Below are 18922 nucleotides of genomic sequence, written 5' to 3'. Positions count from 1 at the left end.
CCCATGGCCGTGAAGACCCGCAGGACGCGGAAGCGCGGACCTCGGGAACGCCGGCGACCGGCCTGGCTGCGGGATCGCCGCGCGGCGATGACGGTCGTGTTCGCGGTCGTGGCCGTCACGCTGTACTCGGTACTGGTGCCCCTCCAGGCGTCCGCCTACGGCAGCCCGGTGGCCGTCACGATGCTGCTCGGCGCGGCGGCCGTCTCAGCACCCCTCGTCTCGGCGCGTCATCCTGCCCTCGCGATCATCCTGTTCACCGGAGCCGCCCTGCTGCTGCCGCTCACCGTGCCCAGGGCCGACGCGGTCGCGGCCCCGTGGCCGTGGTCTGTGCCCATGCTCCTGGCCTTCGCGGCAGCCGTCTCGGCGCTCACACTCCAGCATGGCTGGCGCCAGGGTCTCCTCCAGTTCGCGCTCGGCAGCGCAGCGGGCCTCAGCGCCGCGATCATGCTCCCCGTCTTCCCGAGTGCGAACTCGCTGATCGTCACCACCTCCGTCGTCGGCGGCCTGTACCTCGTGGCCGTGCTCCTCGCCGGCCGCCTGCGCCTCGGCGACGAGCTGACCCGCGAGCGCGCGCACACGGCCCAGGAGCAGGCCCGCCGCGAGCTCGTCGAGGAGCGTACTCGCATCGCCCGCGAGCTCCACGACGTGGTGGCGCACAGCATGTCTCTCATCCAGGTGCAGGCAGCGACGGCGCGCTACCGGGTGCCGGACCTGCAGCCGGAGGCGGCCGTGGAGTTCGACGACATCGCCGCCTCCGCCCGCGGGGCGCTGACCGAGATGCGCCGCATCCTCGGAGTCCTGCGCACCGAGGACCACGCGGCCGAGCTCGCTCCCCAGCGCGGCATCGACGACATCCCCGCGCTCGTCGAGACCGCCCGCCGAGCAGGGGCCTCTGTCGCGCTGGCGCACGCCGTGGACGGCGACGTCGCCCCCGCCACGCAGATCGCCGCCTACCGCATCGTGCAGGAGGCGATCAGCAACGCCGTCCGGCACGCCCCCGGGTCCCCCGTCACCGTCTCGGTGACCGCCGACGACGCCGCGGTCACCCTCGGCATCCGCAACCCCGTCTCTCCGGACGGCGATCGCCCGGCGGGCGTGCGCGGCCACGGGCTGCGCGGGATGTCCGAGCGGGCGTCCGTCCTCGGCGGCACCGTGCAGGCCGGCCCGGAGGACGGCGGCTGGATGGTCTCGGCCGTGCTCCCCCGGCATCCGTCCTCTCCGCCGGAAGGAAACCCATGACGATCAGCGTCCTCATCGCGGACGACCAGGCGATGGTCCGCGCCGGATTCGCCGCCCTCCTCGACGCGCAGGAGGGCATCCGCGTGGCCGGGCAGGCGGCGAACGGAGCGGAGGCGGTCACGATGGCCGCACGCCTCGATCCCGACGTCATCCTCATGGACGTGCGGATGCCGGAGCTCGACGGCATCGAGGCCACCCGCCGGATCCTCGGCCCCGGGTATCCCGCAGCGCACGTCCCGCGGATCCTCATGCTGACCACGTTCGACATCGACGACTACGTCTACGACGCGCTGGAGGCGGGGGCGAGCGGCTTCCTCCTGAAGGACGCGCTGCCGGAGGAGCTCGTGCACGCCGTGCGCGTCGTCGCGGGCGGCGACGCCCTGCTCGCCCCGAGCGTGACGCGCCGGATGATCGAGCAGTTCGCCGGCCGCCGCCCGCGCGCTCGGCACACGGAGACCGCCCTCGCCGACCTCACCGACCGGGAGCGCGAGGTGCTGGTCCTCATCGGCCGTGGCCGCTCCAACACCGAGATCGCCGGCGACCTCTTCATCGCCGAGCAGACCGTGAAGACGCACGTGGGCAAGATCCTGTCGAAGCTCGGCCTGCGGGACCGCGTGCACGCGGTGATCCTCGCCTACGACACCGGCCTCGTCGAGCCGGCCTCCTGACTCACACCGCAGTAGGGGGCGACACCGTCCCCCGGGTGGATGCCTTCCGGCGCACCGCATCCATAGTCTCCTCGGACACCGCTCCAGAGGAGGACCCATGGCCATCGTCCAGGCACCGCCGCTCGCCGCAGAATCCCGTCCCGCCCCCGCGGGACGGGATGTCGTGATCGACCTCGTCAGGGCGCTCTGCGTCACCGGCGTCGTGCTGCTGCACGCGATCATGGTCGGCGTCACCATCACCGATGCCGGCCCGGTTTTCGCGAACGCGAGCGAGGGCGCGTGGTGGATCATCCCGGTGAGCTGGATGCTGCAGGTGATGCCGCTGTTCTTCGTCATCGGCGGGTTCTCCGGCCTCCTGGCCCTCCGGCGGCTGAGGGCACGGGGCGGCTCCTCCTCCGGCTTCATCGCCGGCCGCGTCCAGCGGCTGCTGGGGCCGTCGCTCGTCGCGGTCGGCGTCGTGGGAGCCCTCCAGGCGATGCTGCTCCTCGGCGGGATCGATCCCGCGCTCGTCGCGGTCGCCTCCTTCCGCTACAGCCAGCCGCTGTGGTTCCTCGCGGTGTACCTCCTCGCGCAGTCGCTGCTCCCGCTGCTCGTCGCCGCGCACGACCGGATGCCGCTGCGCACGATCGCGGGCCTCGCCGCCGCGGCGCTCGCCGTCGACGCGCTGCGCGCCGTCACGGGGACGGAGGGGCTCGGCTACCTCAACCTCGCGTTCGTCTGGCTCGCTCTGCAGCAGGCGGGCTTCTTCCTCGCCGACGGCAGAGTCGACAGCCTGTCCCGCCGCACGCGCGCGGTCGCGGGCCTCGCCGCCATCGCCGTGCTCGCCCTCGGCGTCGCCGGCGGGCTGTGGTCCCCCGACCTCGTCGCGAGCATCAACCCGCCGACCGGCGCGCTGCTGCTCGTCGGCATCGCCCACCTCGCCGCCGTCTCCCTCTTCCGCGCGCCGATCGCCCGTCTCGCCCGCCGCCCGCGCATCGCGGCGTTCTCCGCGTTCGTGAACGCCCGCACCATGACGATCTATCTCTGGCACATGCCCGTGCTGCTCACGATGGCGGGGACGTCCGCGGTCTTCGCGCTCGTCACCGGACTCGGGCTTCCCGCGCCCGGTGGGGTCGAGTGGTGGCTCGGGCGGCCGCTGTGGCTGGCCGTCGCCCTGGCGCTGACGGCGCTCGCCGCCCTCGCCTTCGCGCGGTTCGAGTCCCAGCCGGTACGGGATGCGACCCGGGCGCCTCGGCGCCTGCTCGGTGCGGTCCTCACCGGCGGCGGCTCGTTGGTGCTCCTCCTGGTGTTCGGAACGACGGTGTGGACGGCGCTGATCGCAGTGCTGGCGATGTCGGCGGCGCTGCGACTCGCCCGTGAACAAGAGCCGGTCAGCCGGAGGGGTCGGGCCTCGGGGCCAGCGGCACTGTCCGCCCGGTGGCCTGCCCGCGGTCGTCGAGGATGCGCCCCATGTGCTTGACGATGCGCAGGACCAGCGACCTGTCCTGGATGCGCGCACCGGGAGCCGCCCGCTCGAATGCCACTTCGAACGCATGGATGGCGGGCAGGTCGCGCACCCACACGGCGAGGATGAGATTGTACCGGCTCGCAGTGAGCGCCGCGAGCCGGATCTGCGGCACCTTCTTCAGCGCGACCCTGAGCTCTTCGACGAGGCTGGCCGGCGCCTCGATGAAGTACCACGCGTACACCGGCCACTCCGACCAGCGGCGGGCGATGTCGGCGCGCAGACGCAGTTCCCCGGTCTGGCGGAGCACGGCGATCGCGTCGGTGATGCGCTGCGGGCTCACTCCCCAGCGGTGGCCGATCGCCGTCGCGGATGCGCGGCCGTCGATCGAGAGCTCGTACGCGAGTATCTCCCGGACGCGGGGCGGCACGGCGGCCGCCGCACGGGGACGCGGGCGCGGCGCCGAGGGCACCGCCGCGATCTCCTCCCGGGAGAGGGTGCGCAGACGCCAGTCCCCTCCCTCGAAGAACAGGTCGATCCACACATGGGTGCGCAGCGAGCGGACCCCTGGGAGCGTGGCGAGCCGCCCGGTCACGTAGGCGGCGAGGGCGTCCTGGGTGCCGCACGCCACCGTCACGAGCAGGTCGCGCGACCCGGCGGTCTGATCCAGGACGAACACCTCGGGATCCTCCGCCAGGACCGCCGCGGTCTCGGCGATGCGCTGCGGGTCGCATTCGACCTCGATCAGCGCCGCACCCTCCGGCGTCGGCGCGCCGAGACGGCCCGTGACCCAGGCCACGCCGTCCTCCTCCAGGCGCCGCCACCTCCGCGACAGCGTGGCGGCATCCGCTCCGACGACCGGCGCGAGCGCGCTCCAGCTCGCCCGCGGCTCGACCTGGAGCGCGTTGAGAAGCCGGCGATCCACGGCATCCAGCACTGATTCCTGCATCACACGCAATCATCCCGCATTTTCCGTGCAGAATCTGCCGCTGATGTCCTGACCTCTTCACACTGGTTCCAGCTTCGCACCGCCGCGGAGGCATCCGGACCCCGAAGGAACCCCATGACAGCGCAGACCACCGACCCCGCGTCCCTCAAGGCGCGGGCGGAATCGGAGATCGAGGCGCGGCGTGAACAGCTGATCGAGCTGAGCCACGCCATCCACGCGGACCCCGAGCTCTCCTGGGAGGAGCACCGCGCGGTCGCGAGGATCGCCGCCGTGCTCGAGGACTCCGGCTTCGCGGTGGAGGTCGGCGCGTACGGGGTCCCCACGGCGTTCGAGGCGACCTACGGCAGCGGCGACCTCACGGTCACCCTCTGCGCGGAGTACGACGCGCTCCCCGGGGTCGGCCACGCCTGCGGCCACAACGTCATCGCGACGGCGGGCGTCGGCGCCGCCCTCGCGCTCGCGCCCGTCGCCGAGGCCGCAGGGCTCCGCGTCAAGCTCCTCGGCACGCCCGCCGAGGAGCACGGCGGCGGCAAGGTGGCCCTCCTCGAGGCCGGCGCCTGGGAGGACAGCGACCTCTCGATGATGGTGCACGGCTTCACCGGACAGGATTTCGCGGCCGACGCCTTCCAGTCCACGGCGGTCGAGCGCTTCGAGGTGGAGTACACCGGCCTGACCGCGCACGCGGCCGCCGCCCCGGAGAAGGGCATCAACGCCGGCGCCGCCGCCACCCTCGCGCTCAGCGCGATCGCGCTCTACCGTCAGCACATGGGTCCCGGCGTCAACATCAACGCCTTCGTCTCGCACGGAGGCGAGGCGACGAACATCATCCCCGACCGCACCGTCGTGCAGGCCGAGGTGCGTGCGGCGGACCTCGACGTCTGGCGCTACACCAAGCAGCGCGTGCTGTCCTGCTTCGAGGGCGCGGCGATCGCGACGGGCTGCAACTGGTCCTGGAAGCCCACGGAGAACTTCTATGCACCGGTCGTGAGCGACCCGGATCTCGCCCGGCTGTGGGATGCGAACATGCCGGCCCGCGGACGGACGCCCTCCCCCGCGCAGGGCCTGACCGGCGGGTCGACCGACATGGGCAACGTCACGCAGGTCGTGCCCGGCATCCATCCGATGATCGCCTTCCTCGGCCAGGATGCGGTGCCCCACAACCCCGACTTCACCGCCGCGGCCGCGACCCCCGCCGCCGACGACGCCGCCATCGACGGCGGGCTGCTGCTGGCCTGGACCGCCCTGGACGCGGCCCTCGACCCGGTGCTCCGCGCAGACCTCCTCCGTCGTCGCGCCGAGCGCCCGGACGGCGCGACCCGCATCACCATCGCCCACTGATCCGTACCACCCGAGACCACGGAGAACCCCATGCCCGAAACCACCCGCAGCACGGACGCAGCGACGCAGCTGCGCCTGACGATCGCCTCGCCGCAGCTGTGGATCCTGATCGCCTTCGCGGTCGTGCTCGCCGCCGGCGCACAGCTCATCGGCCCCCTCGTCATCCCGATCGGCATCGCCTCGGTGACCCTGCTCCCGATGATCTGGGGTCTCATCGCCGGTGCGATCGTGTCCGGTCAGCGCCTGAAGCCCTTCCCCGTCGACCTCCAGCACGCGGCCACGACCCTGATGGGTGTCGGCGTCCTCGTCCTCGGCACCAGGCTGTCCTTCGAGATCGGCCCGCAGCTGCCGCTGGTGTTCCAGGCCGGCCCGGCGCTCCTGCTCCAGGAGGTCGGGCACCTGCTCGGCACGATCGCTCTGGCGCTGCCCCTCGCCGTGCTGCTGAAGATGGGTCCTGCGACGATCGGCGCGACGTTCTCGATCGACCGCGAGACCTCCTTCGCCATGGTGAGCGAGCGCTACGGCGCGGATTCCCCGCAGTACCGCGGCGTCCTCTCGATGTACGTGTTCGGCACGATCTTCGGTGCGCTGCTGGTGAGCCTGATCGCGTCCGTCACTGCGTCCCTGGGCATCTTCGACCCCCGTGCCCTCGCCATGGGCGCCGGCGTCGGATCCGGCTCGATGATGGCCGCCGCCGCTGCCGCCGTCACCGCGAGCCACCCCGAGCTGGAGCAGGAGGTCCTCGCCCTCGCCGCGACCTCGAACCTCATCACCGTCGTGCTCGGGCTCTATGTCGGCGTCTGGGTCGCCCTGCCACTCGCAGAGCGCCTCTACCGGCTGCTCACCCGGGATCGCGACGGCGCCGTGGCGCGTCGCATCCCCCGTGCGGTCGCGGCTGAGGCCGAGGCCGAGGGATCGGATGTCGGCACCGCAGAGCTCGAGCCGACGACCACGCAGATCAAGGTGGCCCGCCTCATCGGCAAGTCGCCGGTCACGATGCCGCTGTGGACGTCCCTCGGCATCATCGTCGGCGTCGGCATCATCCTCAGCTCCGTCGCGACGAAGGCGTTCAACCCCATGGTCCTCGTCGGCTACGCGCTCATCACCGCGATCGTGCTGCTGTCGATCGGCCTGTCGAAGCTCTCGCGCGGCCGCATTCCCGCGATCGTCACGGTGATGACGGTGGGCATCCTCTCGACGGCGCCGTTCATGCCCTTCGGCGCCTGGGTGCTGGAGATGGTGCACGCGGTCGACTTCCTGTCGATCACCACCTTCGTGCTCACCTTCGCCGGCCTCAGCCTCGGCAAGGACCTGCCGATGCTGCGCAGCATCGGCTGGAAGATCATCCCCGTCGGGTTCGTCGCGATCGCCGCGTCGTTCCTCCTCTCGGTCCTCGTCGCGCAGGCCGTCCTCGGCGCGATCGGCTGACCCGCCCGCTCCCGCCGCCCGCCCTCGCCGCCCGCGCGCTCACACGAGTCCGCGAGCGGCGAGGGCGTCTCCGACGTCGTCGCCGTGCCGCAGGGTACGCACGAGCAGCGGCACGATCCCGCGGAGACCCGGGCGCAGCCCGCGCGCCCGCTGTGCGTCGCGCACCTGCTCTGCGAATCCGGCGACAACCGGGATCATCGTGATCGTCAGCGAGACGGTCATCGCGACGGAGTCGACGTCCACCCCTCCCCTGCGCAGCGGCGACAGCATCCGGAGCAGCACCGACAGCAGGTCGGCCATCCGGGTCGTGATCGTCAGCAGGCTCGCCAGCAGCACGAGTGCGACGAGCCTGGCCGAACTGATCCAGGCGGCGAGGGGGCCCACGAAGATCCACAGCGCGGTGGCGAGGATGAGCACCAGCCACCGCAGCCGCCACGCCTCGGCAGCGAGCACGCGCACCGGGAGCCCGGCGATCGCATACAGCAGGCACACGATGAGCAGCGCGCCTCCGACGGTCCAGGCATCGTGCGGCCACACCGAGAGCAGGAGCGCGGAGACGGCGAGACCTGCGAGCTTCGCGGCGGCGGGCAGGCGATGCAGAATGCCGGTGCCGGGGCGATACAGCTTGATCACGCGCAGAGCTTCCGATAGGCCTCGATGACGGCGACGGGGTCGCCGGATGCCACGACCTCACCGTCCTCGAACAGCACCACCTGATCGCAGCGTGCGGCGAGCTCGAGGTCGTGCGTCACCAGAACGAGCTGGGCGTCCTGCGCGAGCAGCAGGTCGCCGACGCGACGGGAGTTGCGCAGGTCGAGGAGCGTCGTCGGCTCGTCGGCTACGAGGAGCGCCGGCTCCGTGATCAGCACCGACGCCAGGGCGAGCAGCTGCTTCTGACCGCCCGAGAGATCGGATGCCGGGATGTCCGCCCGCTCGGCGAGCCCGTGCGCGGCCAGGGCGCCCTCCACCCGTCGCGCGACCTCCGCCCGGTCGAGGCCGCGCAGCGACAGCGCGAGATCCTCAGCCGCCGTGGGCATCAGGATCTGCGCCTGCGGGTCGGTGAACACGAAGCCGACGCGGCGCCGCAGTGCCGCACGGTCGCGGTCGGCGTCGAGGCCGTGCACGACGACGCGGCCGCAGCTCGGCGTCACGAGGCCGTTGAGCAGCCGCGCGAACGTCGACTTGCCCGAGCCGTTCGCGCCGATCACGGCGACCCTCGGCGCGGTGAGCCGGATGCTGACGTCCCGGAGGATCGGCCGTCCGTCTCGATGCACCGACACGCCCTCGACGGCGATCGAGGCGACGGCAGTGTCAGGTTGCACGCGACGCCGCGGGGATCTGCGCGACGTGCGCTCCGAACGCGCGCGGGTACGCCCGGCGCAGCGCGAGGGTGAGCGCCGTGGCCGCCGCGACCTTGAGCAGGTCGCCCGGCAGGAACGCGAGCGAGGACAGCGCCGTCGGCCCGAGGTCGACACCCAGCACCAGCGCCTGCACCGGGATGCCGAAGAGGTAGACGACGAGGATGCCGCCCACGACGGCGCCGAGGGCGGTCCGCCACCACGTGATGCGACCGCCATGGACGATGAGCCCGATGACGAGGGCGCCGAAGATCCATCCGACGAGGTAGCCGGCGCTGGGACCGGCGAACACGCCGAGTCCGCCGCGGCCGCCGGCGAGAACCGGGAGCCCCAGCGCAGTCAGCGCGAGCACGAGCGCCACGGAGAGCGGACCGAGCCGAGGGCCGAGCACGGCACCGGCGAGCATCACGCCGAGCGTCTGGGCGGTGATCGGCACGCCGCTCGGCAGCGGGATCGTCACCATCCCCAGGACGACGATGAGCGCCGCGAAGATCGCGACCCTGGCCAGTTCGCGACCGAGGTCGCCACGCTGCAGTTCCATGCTTCCATCCCTGATCGATCGGAGGTCCCGCCTCCTGAACACTGTTCACCTGAACGGTGTTCACTATAGTGAGAGCATGACACCCGCGCACAATCCGGCCCGTCACGATCGCGACGGCGTGGCTCGCACCGCGCTGGCGCTGCTCGACGAGGTCGGGCTCGCCGACCTCTCCATGCGCCGGATCGCCGCGCGGCTCGACGTGCAGCCCAGCGCTCTCTACTGGCATTTCGCGAGCAAGCAGGAGCTCCTCGCCGAACTCGCCGACCGGATCACCGCCGGCATCCCCCGCAGCGGCTCCGATGTGCTCACCACGGCCCGGGGCATCCGCGACGCGCTCTTCGCCTATCGCGACGGGGCCGAGCTCGCGCTCAGCACCTACGCCCTCCGCCTCGGGTCGTCGCATGCGCAGACCGCCCTCGAGACCGCGCTGCGGGAGGCCGGCTCCGAGGATGCGGCCGACCGCGCCTCGGCGATCCTGCACTTCGTGCTGGGGCATGCGACCCTCGTGCAGCAGCGGATGCACGCCGACAGCTATGGAGCGGTGCGCGACGACGGCGAGGTCGATGTGACGGCGGGCTTCGACCGCATCTTCGACCTCGGGGTCTCCGCGATCGCCGCCGACCTCAGCGCGCCGGCGACTCGGCCGCGTGACCGAGCCTGAGCCCCGGGATCGCCGCTGCCAGCACGAGGACGATGCAGAAGGCGTAGACCGCGCCGAAGGCGCTTCCGCCGAGGCTCGCGACCGCGAGCCCGGCGATCGCGATCGCCACCGCCGAGCCGGTGTTCTCCGCGATCGAGAGCGCCGAGGAGTTGAAGCCCTGATTCGCCTCGTCGGAGTAGGCGAGGGTGAGCACCGTGAGCCGCGGATACAGCAGACCCATGCCCCCGCCGGCGAAGCCCCATCCGACGATCACCAGCACGGGTGAGATGCCGAGCAGCGCGGCGATGAGCACGCAGACGAGAGCCAGGAGGATCAGTCCGAGGCCGATCAGGGCGATCCGCCGGTTTCCCAGGCGGTCGCCGAACCGTCCCTGCAGGTCGGACGCACCGGCCCAGGCGAACGCCGCGAGCATCAGCGCCACGCCGGCCCAGGTCGGCGTGAAATCGAAGCGCGCCATCAGCAGATACGGCACGTACGCCTCGGCGGCGAAGAACGATCCGGCCGCGACACCGCGCATGAGAACGACGCTGGGAAGCCCCGGGGCGGCTCGCAGAGTGCGCCGCGGAAGCAGCGGCAGGACAGCGAACCCGATGAGCGCCGCGGCGCCGAGCGCCACCGGCCAGCCGATCTGCGGCCGCATGTCGGCGGAGAATCCGACGAGGACGGCGAGGACGGCCACGACGACCGCCAGCAGCAGCCGCCTCCGCAGCGCCCGCCTGTCCTGCGGCTCGCCGTGACCGAGGTCGACACGGCGCAGGCGGACGACGATCGTGAGGAAGGCGAGAGCCGTCAGCACCGCGACGCCGAGGAACGCCCAGCGCCAGTCCAGGTACTCGGCGACGGCCCCGGCGAGGAACGGGCCGATCATGGAGGGCACCACCCAGGCCGCCGCGAACGCGGCGAACACCCTCCCGTGGAGCTGCGGCGGGTAGAGCCGCGCCACCACCACGTACAGCGCCACGGTCTGGCCGCCGGTCCCGAGGCCCTGCACGAGGCGCCCGATCAGGAACTGGTGCATCGTCGTCGCGAGACCGGAGATCAGCAGGCCGGTGATGAACAGCGAGACCGCGACGTACAGGGCGACCCGGGGCCCGCGCGCATCCGACCAGGCGCCGGCCGCGACCATGCCGATGACGCTCGTCGCGAGCGTGCCGGCGAACGCGACCGCGTACAGCGCATCTCCGTCGAGCGCGTCGCTGACCACCGGCATCACCGTGGTGACGGCGAGAGCCTCGATGGCCGCGAAGAAGATCAGCGCCGCGGCGCCCAGGGTGACCCAGATCCGCTCGCGGTCCCAGATCGAGACGGCGATCTCAGTGCCGGTCATCGATCGGTGAGCGCCGCGATGCGATCGATCGCCTCGGTGAGGATCTCGGGGCTCGTGCCGAAGTTCAGCCGGACGTGCCCTGCGCCCTCGGCGCCGAAGGCGGGGCCGAAGTGCAGCGCGACCTTCGCGTCCTTGAGGATGCGCCGTGCCGGGTTGTCGCCCCAGCCCAGGGCGGTCAGGTCGATCCAGGCGAGATACCCGGCATCCGGGATCCGGTAGCGGGCTCCGGGCAGCCGCGAGGCGAGGAGGTCCTCGAGCAGCACGCGATTCTCATCGAGGGTCCGCAGCAGCCCGTCGAGCCAGGGTTCGCTCTCCTCGGAGAACGCCGCGACGGCCGCGAGCAGGCCGAGCTGTCCGGTGCGCCACTCCACCTCGACGGGCAGGCCGCGCACGATCGCGCTTGTGCGGTCGTCGGCGGTCACCATGATCGCGCACTTGAGGCCTGCGAGGTTGAACGCCTTGCTCGCGCTCACCACCGCATAGCCGACGCGTCGTGCCGCCTCCCCCGTCTCGAGGAAGGGCGTGAACCCGGTGCCGGGTTGCGCGAGCGGGGCGTGGATCTCGTCGGACACCACGGCCGCGCCGAACTCGTCCGCCAGCTCCGCAAGGGCCGTCAGCGCGTCGCGGTCGTGCACCGTCCCGGTCGGATTGTGCGGGTTGCAGAGCAGGATGGCGGTCGCGCCGTCCTCGAAGGCCGCGCGGATGCCGTCGAGATCGAGCTCCCAGGCGGTGCCGGTGTCGTGGAGGGGGACGCGCACCACCTCAGCGCCCGCCTCGTCCACCAGGTCGTAGAACGGCGGGTACACCGGAGGGGTCACGATGACGCGCTCCCCCGGCTGCACGACGCGGCGGAGGATCTCGACGATCCCCATGCTGACGTCGGCCGTCGTCCGCATGCGCGCCGGTTCCGGCGCCCAGCCGTAGCGACGCGCCGCGAACGCCGCGAACGTCTCGGCGAGCGGGTTCCGCGAGGCGATGTACCCCGTGTCCCCGATGTCGATCGCGCGCTGCAGGGCCGCCTTGACGGCGGGAGCCAGCGGGAAGTCCGTCTCCGCGACGAACAGCGGCAGCACGTCTGCGGGATACTCCCGCCACTTCTCGCTCGTGCGCGCGCGGAGCTCGTCCAGCGGCAGCGCCGTGACCGGAAGCATCCTCAGATCGCGAAGCCGAGCGCGCGCATCATGTCGCGCCCGTCGTCGGTGATCCGCTCCGGGCCCCACGGCGGCATCCACACCCAGTTGATGCGGAAGCGGTCGACGACCTTGTCCAGCGCCTGCGCGGTCTGGTCCTCGAGCACGTCGGTGAGCGGGCAGCCCGCGCTGGTCAGCGTCATGTGGATGACGAGAGCGTCGTTCTCGTCATCCCAGGCGAGGTCGTAGATGAGGCCGAGGTCGACGACGTTGATCCCGAGCTCCGGGTCCATGACGTCCTTGAGAGCCTCGGTGACCTCGTCGTACTTCTCGTCCGTGAGGGTCGCTGTCATGCCTTCCAGCCTACGCCTCGATGGGGGCGGCGGGGTCGAGGAAGCGGTCGTAGCCCTCGTCCTCGAGACGGTCGGCGAGCTCGGGGCCGCCCTCCTCGACGATCCTGCCCGCGACGACCACGTGCACGAAGTCGGGGCGGATGTAGCGGAGGATGCGGGTGTAGTGCGTGATCAGCAGTACACCGAGTCCGGTGTTCTCCTTGGCGCGGTTGACGCCCTCGGACACGATCTTCAGCGCGTCGACGTCGAGGCCGGAGTCGGTCTCGTCGAGCACAGCGAACTTCGGCTTGAGCACCTCGAGCTGGAGGATCTCGTGACGCTTCTTCTCGCCACCCGAGAACCCCTCGTTGACGTTGCGCTGTGCGAACTTCGGGTCCATGCGGAGGTTCTTCATGGCCTCCTTGACGTCCTTGGTCCACGAGCGGATGGCAGGAGCCTCGCCGTCGAGCGCGGTCTTGGCCGTGCGCAGGAAGTTCGTGACGGTGACGCCAGGGATCTCCACCGGATACTGCATCGCGAGGAACAGTCCGGCGCGGGCGCGCTCGTCGACGCTCATCTCCAGCACGTCCTGGCCGTCGAAGGTGATCGAGCCGGAGGTGACGGTGTACTTCGGGTGGCCGGCGATCGTGTACGCGAGGGTCGACTTGCCGGAGCCGTTCGGGCCCATGATGGCGTGCGTCTCACCGGTCTTCATCGTGAGGGTGATTCCGTTGAGGATCGGGGTGGTCCCCTCCTCGGTCTCGACCGTCACGTGCAGGTCGCGGATCTCGAGAACAGACATTCAGACTTCCTTAGTAACAGTCGGATCGATGAGCACGTCGTCGCCGTCGATCTCGACGACATAGACCGGGACGGGCTCGAAAGCAGGGAGGTTCTGGGGCTTGCCGGTGACCAGGGAGAATGCGGAGCCGTGGGCCCAGCACTCCACCGTGTCGCCTTCGACGAAGCCCTCGGAGAGGGAGATGTCGCCGTGCGTGCAGGTGTCCCCGATGGCGTGGATGACGCCCTCGGAGTCCTTGATCACTGTGATCGGCACCCCGTTCGGCTCGACGCGCAGCGGCATGTCCTGCTCCAGTTCGGAGACGCTGCAGACGCGTTCGGCGGTCATGCGTTCACCGTCGCGAGCTCGGCCTCGATCGCCTCCAGCAGCTCCGCCTCGAGGGACGGGATGCCGAGACGCTGGACGATGTCGGTGAGGAAGCCGAGCACGACCAGCCGGCGGGCCTCGTCCTCCGTGATGCCGCGAGCCTGCAGGTAGAACAGCTGCTCGTCGTCGAAGCGGCCGGTGGCGCTGGCGTGCCCGGCGCCCAGGATGTCGCCGGTCTCGATCTCGAGGTTCGGGATCGAGTCGGCGCGGGCGCCCTCGGTGAGCACGAGGTTGCGGTTCGCCTCGTAGGAGTCGGTGCCGGTCGCGCCGGCGCCGATGAGCACGTCGCCGATCCACACGCTGCGGGCGCCCTGCCCCTGCAGCGCGCCCTTGTAGAGCACGTCGCCGACGGTGTGCGGACCCTTGTGGTGCAGGTAGACCTGGCTCTCCAGGTGCTGACCGGCATCCGCGTAGGACAGGCCGTAGAGGTACCCCTCGGACCCGGCTCCGGCGAGCTCGACGTTCGGGTTCACCCTGACGACGCCGCCGCCGAAACTGATCACGAAGTGCTTGAGCGTGGCGCTCGCGTCGACACGGGCCTGATGCGCCGCGCTGTGCACGGCGTCGTCGGCCCAGCGCTGCAGGCTGACGACCGTCAGCGAGGCGCCGTCGCGGACCACGATCTCCACGTTCTGCGCGTACTGCGCCGAGCCGTGGTGGTCGAGGACGACGGTCGCGCGGGAGTTCGGCATGGCCTCGATGAGGACCTGACCGAATGCGCGCCTGTCGGCGGAGGCGCCGTCGAAGCGGACGACGATCGGCTCCGCGACCTCGTCATCGGCGGCGATGCGCAGGTGCATGCCGCGCTGGGCGTGCTTCCACGCGAGGGCGCTGGGCAGGTCCTCCGGGCGGAAGAACTGGCCGTAGGCGCCCTCCTCCGAGACGAGGAAGGCCTCGGCGGCGGCGAGGTCGATCGCCACTGCGCCGTCATCGCCGGGCTCGTCCGTGAGGAGTGCCGTGAGCTGCGCGACCGGAGTGTGCTTCCAGTTGACCTCGCGCCCGGTGGGGGCCCCGAAGTCGGCGGGCTCGAAGGAGCGGGGACGCTCCGAGCGGGTCTGCACGGGGACGAATCCCGCATCGGCCACCTGGGCGGCCGGGTCTACGTGCGCGTTCGTGTGCTGCGCCTCCGCGGGCGCGGTCGTGGGGGCCGTCACTAGCCGACCGATCCTTCCATGCCCATCTCGATGAGCTTGTTCAGTTCCATCGCGTACTCCATGGGCAGCTCGCGCGCGATCGGCTCGATGAAGCCGCGCACGATCATGGCCATGGCCTCGTCCTCCGGCATGCCTCGCGACTGCAGGTAGAAGAGCTGCTCCTCGCTGACCTTCGAGACCGTGGCCTCGTGGCCGAGCTGGACGTCGTCGACGCGGATGTCGATGGCCGGGTAGGTGTCCGACCGGGACTTCGTGTCGACGAGCAGCGCATCGCAGCGCACGGTGTTCGCGGAGTGATGCGCGGCGGCATCCACCCGCACCTCACCGCGGTAGCCGGCGCGGCCGCCGCCGCGGGCGATCGACTTCGAGACGATCGACGACTGCGTGTAGGGCGCCATGTGGATCATCTTGGCGCCGGCGTCCTGGTGCTGTCCGGGTCCGGCGAACGCCACGGAGAGGGTCTCGCCCTTGGCGTGCTCTCCCATGAGGTAGATCGACGGGTACTTCATCGTCACCTTGGAGCCGATGTTGCCGTCGACCCATTCCATGGTCGCGCCCTCGTGCGCCACGGCGCGCTTGGTGACCAGGTTGTAGACGTTGTTCGACCAGTTCTGGATCGTCGTGTAGCGCACGCGGGCGTTCTTCTTCACGATGATCTCGACGACGGCCGAATGCAGGGAGTCGGACTTGTAGATCGGGGCGGTGCAGCCCTCGATGTAGTGGACGTAGCTGTCCTCGTCCGCGATGATCAGGGTCCGCTCGAATTGGCCCATGTTCTCGGTGTTGATCCGGAAGTACGCCTGCAGCGGGATCTCGACGTGCACGCCCTTGGGCACGTACACGAACGACCCGCCCGACCACACGGCGGTGTTCAGCGCGGCGAACTTGTTGTCGCCGGCCGGGATCACCGTGCCGAAGTACTCCTCGAAGAACTCGGGGTGCTCGCGCAGCGCCGTGTCCGTGTCCATGAAGATGACGCCCTGCTGCTCCAGGTCCTCGCGGATCTGGTGGTAGACGACCTCGGACTCGTACTGCGCGGCGACGCCGGCGACGAGACGCTGACGCTCCGCCTCCGGGATGCCGAGGCGCTCGTACGTCTCGCGGATCTCCGCGGGGAGGTCCTCCCATGACTGCGCCTGCTTCTCGGTGGAGCGGACGAAGTACTTGATGTTGTCGAAGTCGATCTCGCTGAGGTCGGCGCCCCAGGTCGGCATCGGCTTGCGCCCGAAGAGGGAGAGACCCTTGAGGCGGGTCTTCAGCATCCACTCCGGTTCGTTCTTGAGCGCTGAGATGCCGCGGACGACCTCCTCGGAGAGTCCGCGCTTCGCCGTCGCGCCGGCGGCATCTTCGTCATGCCAGCCGAATTCATACACCCCCAGGCCTTCGAGCTCCGGGCGGTCGATCAGCACATCCGACATCACACACTCTCCTTATAGGTCCCAAACGGTGTCATCCGCCCCGACACACCTGATCCCCGTCGAGTCTGCGGGAGCGGGTGCCGCTGGTGGGGCCCTCATCACCGGCGCATCCGTCGCGCCTAAACTGTCATGGATGCCTTCCGCGGTTCCGCGGTCATCCCGACATCCTGATTCTACAGGTTCCCCCTGACGTGCGGGCCGCCGTGTCACGCCCCGGGGGTTCCGGAGGTGCCATGCCCGATCCCGCCGCTCCCCGCATCGCCTCTGCCGCCAGCGGATTCCTGCCCCGAGTCCAGGAATCCCGCGACGAGTTCGGGCGGCCGCTGCGCATCCTCGCGTGGCTCTCGTTCCTCGCCGAGGTGATCATCATCGGCACCGGCGGCGCGGTGCGCCTCACCGGATCCGGCCTGGGATGCTCGGAGTGGCCGCTGTGCACCCCGGAGTCGCTCGTCCCGATCTACGAGGTGCAGGGCCTGCACGGGCTCATCGAGTTCGGCAACCGCACGATGACCGGCGTGGTCGGGCTCCTCGCCCTCGCCGTGCTGCTGCTGACCCTCCTCGCCATCGGCGGACGCCGGCTGCTCGTGCGCGCACTGTGGTTCGCCCTGGGCGGCGTCGTGCTCGCCGTCGTCGTGTACGTCGCCACCGCGGGCCTCGGATCCGTGCTGGGCGCCGCGCTCATGTCCACCGCCCTGCTGCTCTCGGTCGTCGCCGGAGCCGTCGACTCCCTGCGGCGCACGACGCGGCGTCGTGATCTCGCCGTGCTCGCATGGGTGGTCCTGGTGGGCATCATGGCGCAGGCCGTCGTCGGCGGGTTCACCGTGATCAGCGATCTGAACCCCTTCATCGTCGGCTTCCACTACACGGCATCCCTCCTGCTGGTCTGCCTGACCGCCGCCTTCCTCGTGCGCCTGAAGGCGGAGCCCGGACCCCGCGAACGTGCGGTGCCCTCCTGGTTCGCGATCCTCACGCACATCACGGGACTCGCCCTGGCCGCGACCATCTTCTTCGGCGTCCTCACGACCGGAAACGGCCCGCACTCGGGCGATGCGGACATCCTGCGCACCGGGTTCGACGCCACCGTCCTCGCGCATGTGCACTCCTGGCCCGGTTACGTACTCGCCGCGCTCGTCGCGGCGCTGACCGTGGCTGCGTGGACGCTCCGCCTCGATCCGCGCCACTGGCTCCTCGTCCTCGTCATCGCGATCCTCGTGCAGGTCGGCGTCGGCGTGTGGCAGGCCCGCGAGGGGCTCCCGGAGATCCTGGTGGGCATCCACATGGTGCTCGCCTCGCTGTCCGCGGCGGCGTACACGGTCGTCGTGCTGCACCTCAAGCGGCCCGCCGCGGTCTGACCGGGCGACCGGAGATCCTCAGCCTGCGCACGGACGGCGCATAGCGGGCGCATCAGCGGCTCCGGAAGCGTGAGCGGCATGAACACGTCACTCACACGCAGCATCGGCTACTGGATCCTCCTCGCGCTCTCCCTCGCCTCCGCCGGAGTCGGCGGCTGGCTCATCGCCGGCCAGATCGGCACGATGACCACCACCCTGCTCGCCGGCACGGCCACGGGCGTCGAGGTCTACGTCGGACAGTCGCTCGTCGTCGTCGGCGCCGCCCTGCTGGGCGCGGGAGTGCTCGGCCTCCTGCTCGCGGTCGCGCTGACCGCCGTGCGCGCGATGATCCCGGTCGCGGCACCGGCCGTCGTCGAGGCGACCGACGGGTCCGCGGAGGACGCCGACGAACACCTCACAGACGAGACCCTCGTCGAGACTCCCGACTCACTGGCCGACGCGACGCAGTACGACGACGAGGATCAGAACGGCAGCAGCGGGTCGATCGCGACCGCGACGAAGATCAGCGTGAGATAGGTGATCGAGGCGTGGAAGACCCGCATCGGACGCGCCTCGGTCCCGCGCACCGCACGGTTGTACAGGCGGTGCGACTCGTAGATGAACCAGCCGCCGAACACCAGGGCGGACACGGTGTAGACGAGGCCCATGCCGGCGATCGGCACCAGCAGCAGCGAGCAGGCGACGGTCGCCCATGCGTACAGGATCACCTGCAGCCCCACCTGCGACGCGTTCCGGGTGACGCCGAGCATGGGCACGTCGACGTCGTCGTAGTCGTCGCGGTACTTCATGGACAGCGGCCAGTAGTGCGGCGGCGTCCAGAGGAAGATGAGCGTGAAGAGGATGAAGGCCGGCCAGTCGAGCGAGCCGGTCACGGCGGACCAGCCGATCAGGACCGGGAAGCATCCGGCGATGCCGCCCCAGACGATGTTCTGCTCGGTGCGGCGCTTGAGGATCATCGTGTAGATCACGACGTAGAAGAAGATCGCGGATGCCGAGAGCGTCGCGGCCAGCCAGTTGGTCGTGAACCACAGCCACACCGTCGACAGGATCGCGAGCGTCCAGGAGAAGACGAGCGCGCCACGCGGGGTGATCTCCCCCGTCACCAGCGGGCGGTTCTCCGTGCGGTGCATGTGCGCATCGATGTCGCGGTCGAGATACATGTTGAACGCCGCGGCGGAACCGGCGCTCATCGAGCCGCCGATCACGGTGGCCAGGACGAGCCACATGTCCGGCAGCCCGCCCTGTGCCAGGAACATGACCGGGACGGTCGACACCAGCAGCAGCTCGAGGACGCGCGGCTTGGTGAGGGCGACGTAGGCCTTCACGGTGCGACCGATGGACTTCTTCACAACGGTCTGATCAGACATCGTCGAGATCTCGATCGCCTCCTCCGCACGCGTCACGACAGCCCTTCC

20 protein-coding genes are annotated in these 18922 nt (G+C 70.7%); 8 read left to right on the top strand and 12 right to left on the bottom strand.

The annotated features are described in order from the left end of the window. Positions 1-3: 3 nt before the first annotated feature. The 3 genes from G6G98_RS01355 (at position 4) to G6G98_RS01345 (ending at position 3366) form a co-directional block, all read left to right on the top strand. Positions 4-1239 carry a sensor histidine kinase gene (locus tag G6G98_RS01355; protein WP_164233834.1) on the top strand — a complete coding sequence of 412 codons (1236 nt, stop codon included), beginning with the start codon at positions 4-6 and terminating at the stop codon, positions 1237-1239. Continuing rightward, positions 1236-1907: a response regulator gene (locus G6G98_RS01350; RefSeq protein ID WP_067352419.1), complete on the top strand. Its 672-nt coding sequence runs from the start codon at positions 1236-1238 to the stop codon at positions 1905-1907. Before G6G98_RS01355 ends, G6G98_RS01350 begins: the two co-directional genes overlap by 4 nt. Before the next feature lie 97 nt (positions 1908-2004). Continuing rightward, a complete protein-coding gene (locus tag G6G98_RS01345) occupies positions 2005-3366 on the top strand; it encodes an acyltransferase family protein (protein ID WP_164233835.1) in 1362 nt (453 codons plus the stop codon). Here G6G98_RS01345 and G6G98_RS01340 read toward each other — a convergent pair. Beyond that, positions 3278-4300 (bottom strand): Lrp/AsnC family transcriptional regulator, encoded by a 1023-nt coding sequence (locus tag G6G98_RS01340; RefSeq protein WP_164233958.1) that lies wholly within the window; start codon positions 4298-4300, stop codon positions 3278-3280. The two genes, G6G98_RS01345 and G6G98_RS01340, sit on opposite strands and share 89 nt — an antisense overlap. A 114-nt stretch (positions 4301-4414) precedes the next feature. On the opposite strand from G6G98_RS01340, the gene G6G98_RS01335 reads away from it, so the two are divergent. Beyond that, complete coding sequence (locus G6G98_RS01335; RefSeq protein WP_164233836.1) at positions 4415-5638, top strand: amidohydrolase; 1224 nt, start codon at positions 4415-4417, stop codon at positions 5636-5638. A 30-nt stretch (positions 5639-5668) separates the two neighbouring features. Continuing rightward, complete coding sequence (locus G6G98_RS01330; RefSeq protein ID WP_164233837.1) at positions 5669-7066, top strand: DUF3100 domain-containing protein; 1398 nt, start codon at positions 5669-5671, stop codon at positions 7064-7066. A gap of 39 nt (positions 7067-7105) precedes the next feature. Here G6G98_RS01330 and G6G98_RS01325 read toward each other — a convergent pair whose 3' ends face one another. From G6G98_RS01325 to G6G98_RS01315, 3 genes are read right to left on the bottom strand one after another with little or no spacing between them, the layout of a single operon-like run. Next, a complete protein-coding gene (locus G6G98_RS01325) occupies positions 7106-7699 on the bottom strand; it encodes an energy-coupling factor transporter transmembrane component T family protein (protein WP_067352440.1) in 594 nt (197 codons plus the stop codon). Beyond that, positions 7696-8388 (bottom strand): energy-coupling factor ABC transporter ATP-binding protein, encoded by a 693-nt coding sequence (locus G6G98_RS01320; protein WP_164233838.1) that lies wholly within the window; start codon positions 8386-8388, stop codon positions 7696-7698. The genes G6G98_RS01325 and G6G98_RS01320 overlap by 4 nt, the downstream gene beginning before the upstream one ends. Beyond that, the gene (locus tag G6G98_RS01315) at positions 8378-8965 is read right to left on the bottom strand and encodes a biotin transporter BioY (RefSeq protein ID WP_164233839.1); all 588 of its coding nucleotides are present in this window, start codon (positions 8963-8965) and stop codon (positions 8378-8380) included. Before G6G98_RS01315 ends, G6G98_RS01320 begins: the two co-directional genes overlap by 11 nt. A gap of 76 nt (positions 8966-9041) precedes the next feature. Between G6G98_RS01315 and G6G98_RS01310 the strand changes: the two genes are divergently transcribed. Then, positions 9042-9626, top strand: coding sequence for a TetR family transcriptional regulator (locus G6G98_RS01310; protein WP_067352450.1), 585 nt, complete (start codon positions 9042-9044; stop codon positions 9624-9626). Here the strand turns inward: G6G98_RS01310 and G6G98_RS01305 are convergent. The 7 genes from G6G98_RS01305 to sufB are packed head-to-tail and all read right to left on the bottom strand — an operon-like array spanning position 9589 to position 16155. After that, positions 9589-10953: an MFS transporter gene (locus G6G98_RS01305; protein WP_067352454.1), complete on the bottom strand. Its 1365-nt coding sequence runs from the start codon at positions 10951-10953 to the stop codon at positions 9589-9591. The genes G6G98_RS01310 and G6G98_RS01305 overlap by 38 nt on opposite strands. Next, positions 10950-12104 (bottom strand): MalY/PatB family protein, encoded by a 1155-nt coding sequence (locus G6G98_RS01300; protein WP_067352457.1) that lies wholly within the window; start codon positions 12102-12104, stop codon positions 10950-10952. The genes G6G98_RS01305 and G6G98_RS01300 overlap by 4 nt, the downstream gene beginning before the upstream one ends. Before the next feature lie 2 nt (positions 12105-12106). Beyond that, positions 12107-12436, bottom strand: coding sequence for a metal-sulfur cluster assembly factor (locus tag G6G98_RS01295; RefSeq protein WP_067352460.1), 330 nt, complete (start codon positions 12434-12436; stop codon positions 12107-12109). Between the two features lie 10 nt (positions 12437-12446). Further along, positions 12447-13217: a Fe-S cluster assembly ATPase SufC gene (gene sufC / locus G6G98_RS01290; RefSeq protein WP_067352462.1), complete on the bottom strand. Its 771-nt coding sequence runs from the start codon at positions 13215-13217 to the stop codon at positions 12447-12449. Continuing rightward, positions 13218-13544, bottom strand: a complete 327-nt coding sequence (locus G6G98_RS01285; protein WP_067352467.1) for a non-heme iron oxygenase ferredoxin subunit — start codon at positions 13542-13544, stop codon at positions 13218-13220. Beyond that, complete coding sequence (gene sufD / locus G6G98_RS01280) at positions 13541-14737, bottom strand: Fe-S cluster assembly protein SufD (RefSeq protein ID WP_067352471.1); 1197 nt, start codon at positions 14735-14737, stop codon at positions 13541-13543. The genes G6G98_RS01285 and sufD overlap by 4 nt, the downstream gene beginning before the upstream one ends. Then, positions 14737-16155, bottom strand: a complete 1419-nt coding sequence (sufB, locus tag G6G98_RS01275; protein WP_067352474.1) for a Fe-S cluster assembly protein SufB — start codon at positions 16153-16155, stop codon at positions 14737-14739. The genes sufD and sufB overlap by 1 nt, the downstream gene beginning before the upstream one ends. Before the next feature lie 233 nt (positions 16156-16388). Here sufB and G6G98_RS01270 point away from each other — a divergent pair, with 233 nt between their 5' ends. Both G6G98_RS01270 and G6G98_RS01265 read left to right on the top strand, forming a co-directional pair. Beyond that, entirely contained in the window at positions 16389-17507 is a 1119-nt protein-coding gene (locus tag G6G98_RS01270) for a COX15/CtaA family protein (protein ID WP_084788292.1), read from the top strand. Between the two features lie 78 nt (positions 17508-17585). Further along, positions 17586-18023 (top strand): hypothetical protein, encoded by a 438-nt coding sequence (locus G6G98_RS01265; protein ID WP_208321405.1) that lies wholly within the window; start codon positions 17586-17588, stop codon positions 18021-18023. Here the strand turns inward: G6G98_RS01265 and G6G98_RS01260 are convergent. After that, on the bottom strand, positions 17969-18883 hold the full coding sequence (locus tag G6G98_RS01260) for a heme o synthase (RefSeq protein WP_432207067.1): 915 nt from the start codon (positions 18881-18883) through the stop codon (positions 17969-17971). The two genes, G6G98_RS01265 and G6G98_RS01260, sit on opposite strands and share 55 nt — an antisense overlap. Between the last annotated feature and the right edge of the window lie 39 nt (positions 18884-18922).

The sequence above is a fragment of the Microbacterium hydrocarbonoxydans genome (genome assembly GCF_011752045.1).
In the GTDB taxonomy this organism is placed as follows: domain Bacteria; phylum Actinomycetota; class Actinomycetes; order Actinomycetales; family Microbacteriaceae; genus Microbacterium.
The sequence above is the reverse complement of the archived record's forward strand: the minus strand, read 5'-3'. Positions and strand labels throughout refer to the sequence as shown.

Coding starts and splice junctions, on each gene's coding strand:
- G6G98_RS01335 (WP_164233836.1), top strand. CDS start 4,415: ATGACAGCGCAGACCACCGACCCCGCGTCCCTCAAGGCGCGGGCGGAA.
- G6G98_RS01300 (WP_067352457.1), bottom strand. CDS start 12,104: ATGCTTCCGGTCACGGCGCTGCCGCTGGACGAGCTCCGCGCGCGCACG.
- G6G98_RS01355 (WP_164233834.1), top strand. CDS start 4: ATGGCCGTGAAGACCCGCAGGACGCGGAAGCGCGGACCTCGGGAACGC.
- G6G98_RS01315 (WP_164233839.1), bottom strand. CDS start 8,965: ATGGAACTGCAGCGTGGCGACCTCGGTCGCGAACTGGCCAGGGTCGCG.
- G6G98_RS01295 (WP_067352460.1), bottom strand. CDS start 12,436: ATGACAGCGACCCTCACGGACGAGAAGTACGACGAGGTCACCGAGGCT.
- G6G98_RS01285 (WP_067352467.1), bottom strand. CDS start 13,544: ATGACCGCCGAACGCGTCTGCAGCGTCTCCGAACTGGAGCAGGACATG.
- sufC (WP_067352462.1), bottom strand. CDS start 13,217: ATGTCTGTTCTCGAGATCCGCGACCTGCACGTGACGGTCGAGACCGAG.
- G6G98_RS01350 (WP_067352419.1), top strand. CDS start 1,236: ATGACGATCAGCGTCCTCATCGCGGACGACCAGGCGATGGTCCGCGCC.
- G6G98_RS01345 (WP_164233835.1), top strand. CDS start 2,005: ATGGCCATCGTCCAGGCACCGCCGCTCGCCGCAGAATCCCGTCCCGCC.
- G6G98_RS01340 (WP_164233958.1), bottom strand. CDS start 4,300: ATGCAGGAATCAGTGCTGGATGCCGTGGATCGCCGGCTTCTCAACGCG.
- G6G98_RS01265 (WP_208321405.1), top strand. CDS start 17,586: ATGAACACGTCACTCACACGCAGCATCGGCTACTGGATCCTCCTCGCG.
- G6G98_RS01310 (WP_067352450.1), top strand. CDS start 9,042: ATGACACCCGCGCACAATCCGGCCCGTCACGATCGCGACGGCGTGGCT.
- G6G98_RS01305 (WP_067352454.1), bottom strand. CDS start 10,953: ATGACCGGCACTGAGATCGCCGTCTCGATCTGGGACCGCGAGCGGATC.
- G6G98_RS01330 (WP_164233837.1), top strand. CDS start 5,669: ATGCCCGAAACCACCCGCAGCACGGACGCAGCGACGCAGCTGCGCCTG.
- sufB (WP_067352474.1), bottom strand. CDS start 16,155: ATGTCGGATGTGCTGATCGACCGCCCGGAGCTCGAAGGCCTGGGGGTG.
- G6G98_RS01270 (WP_084788292.1), top strand. CDS start 16,389: ATGCCCGATCCCGCCGCTCCCCGCATCGCCTCTGCCGCCAGCGGATTC.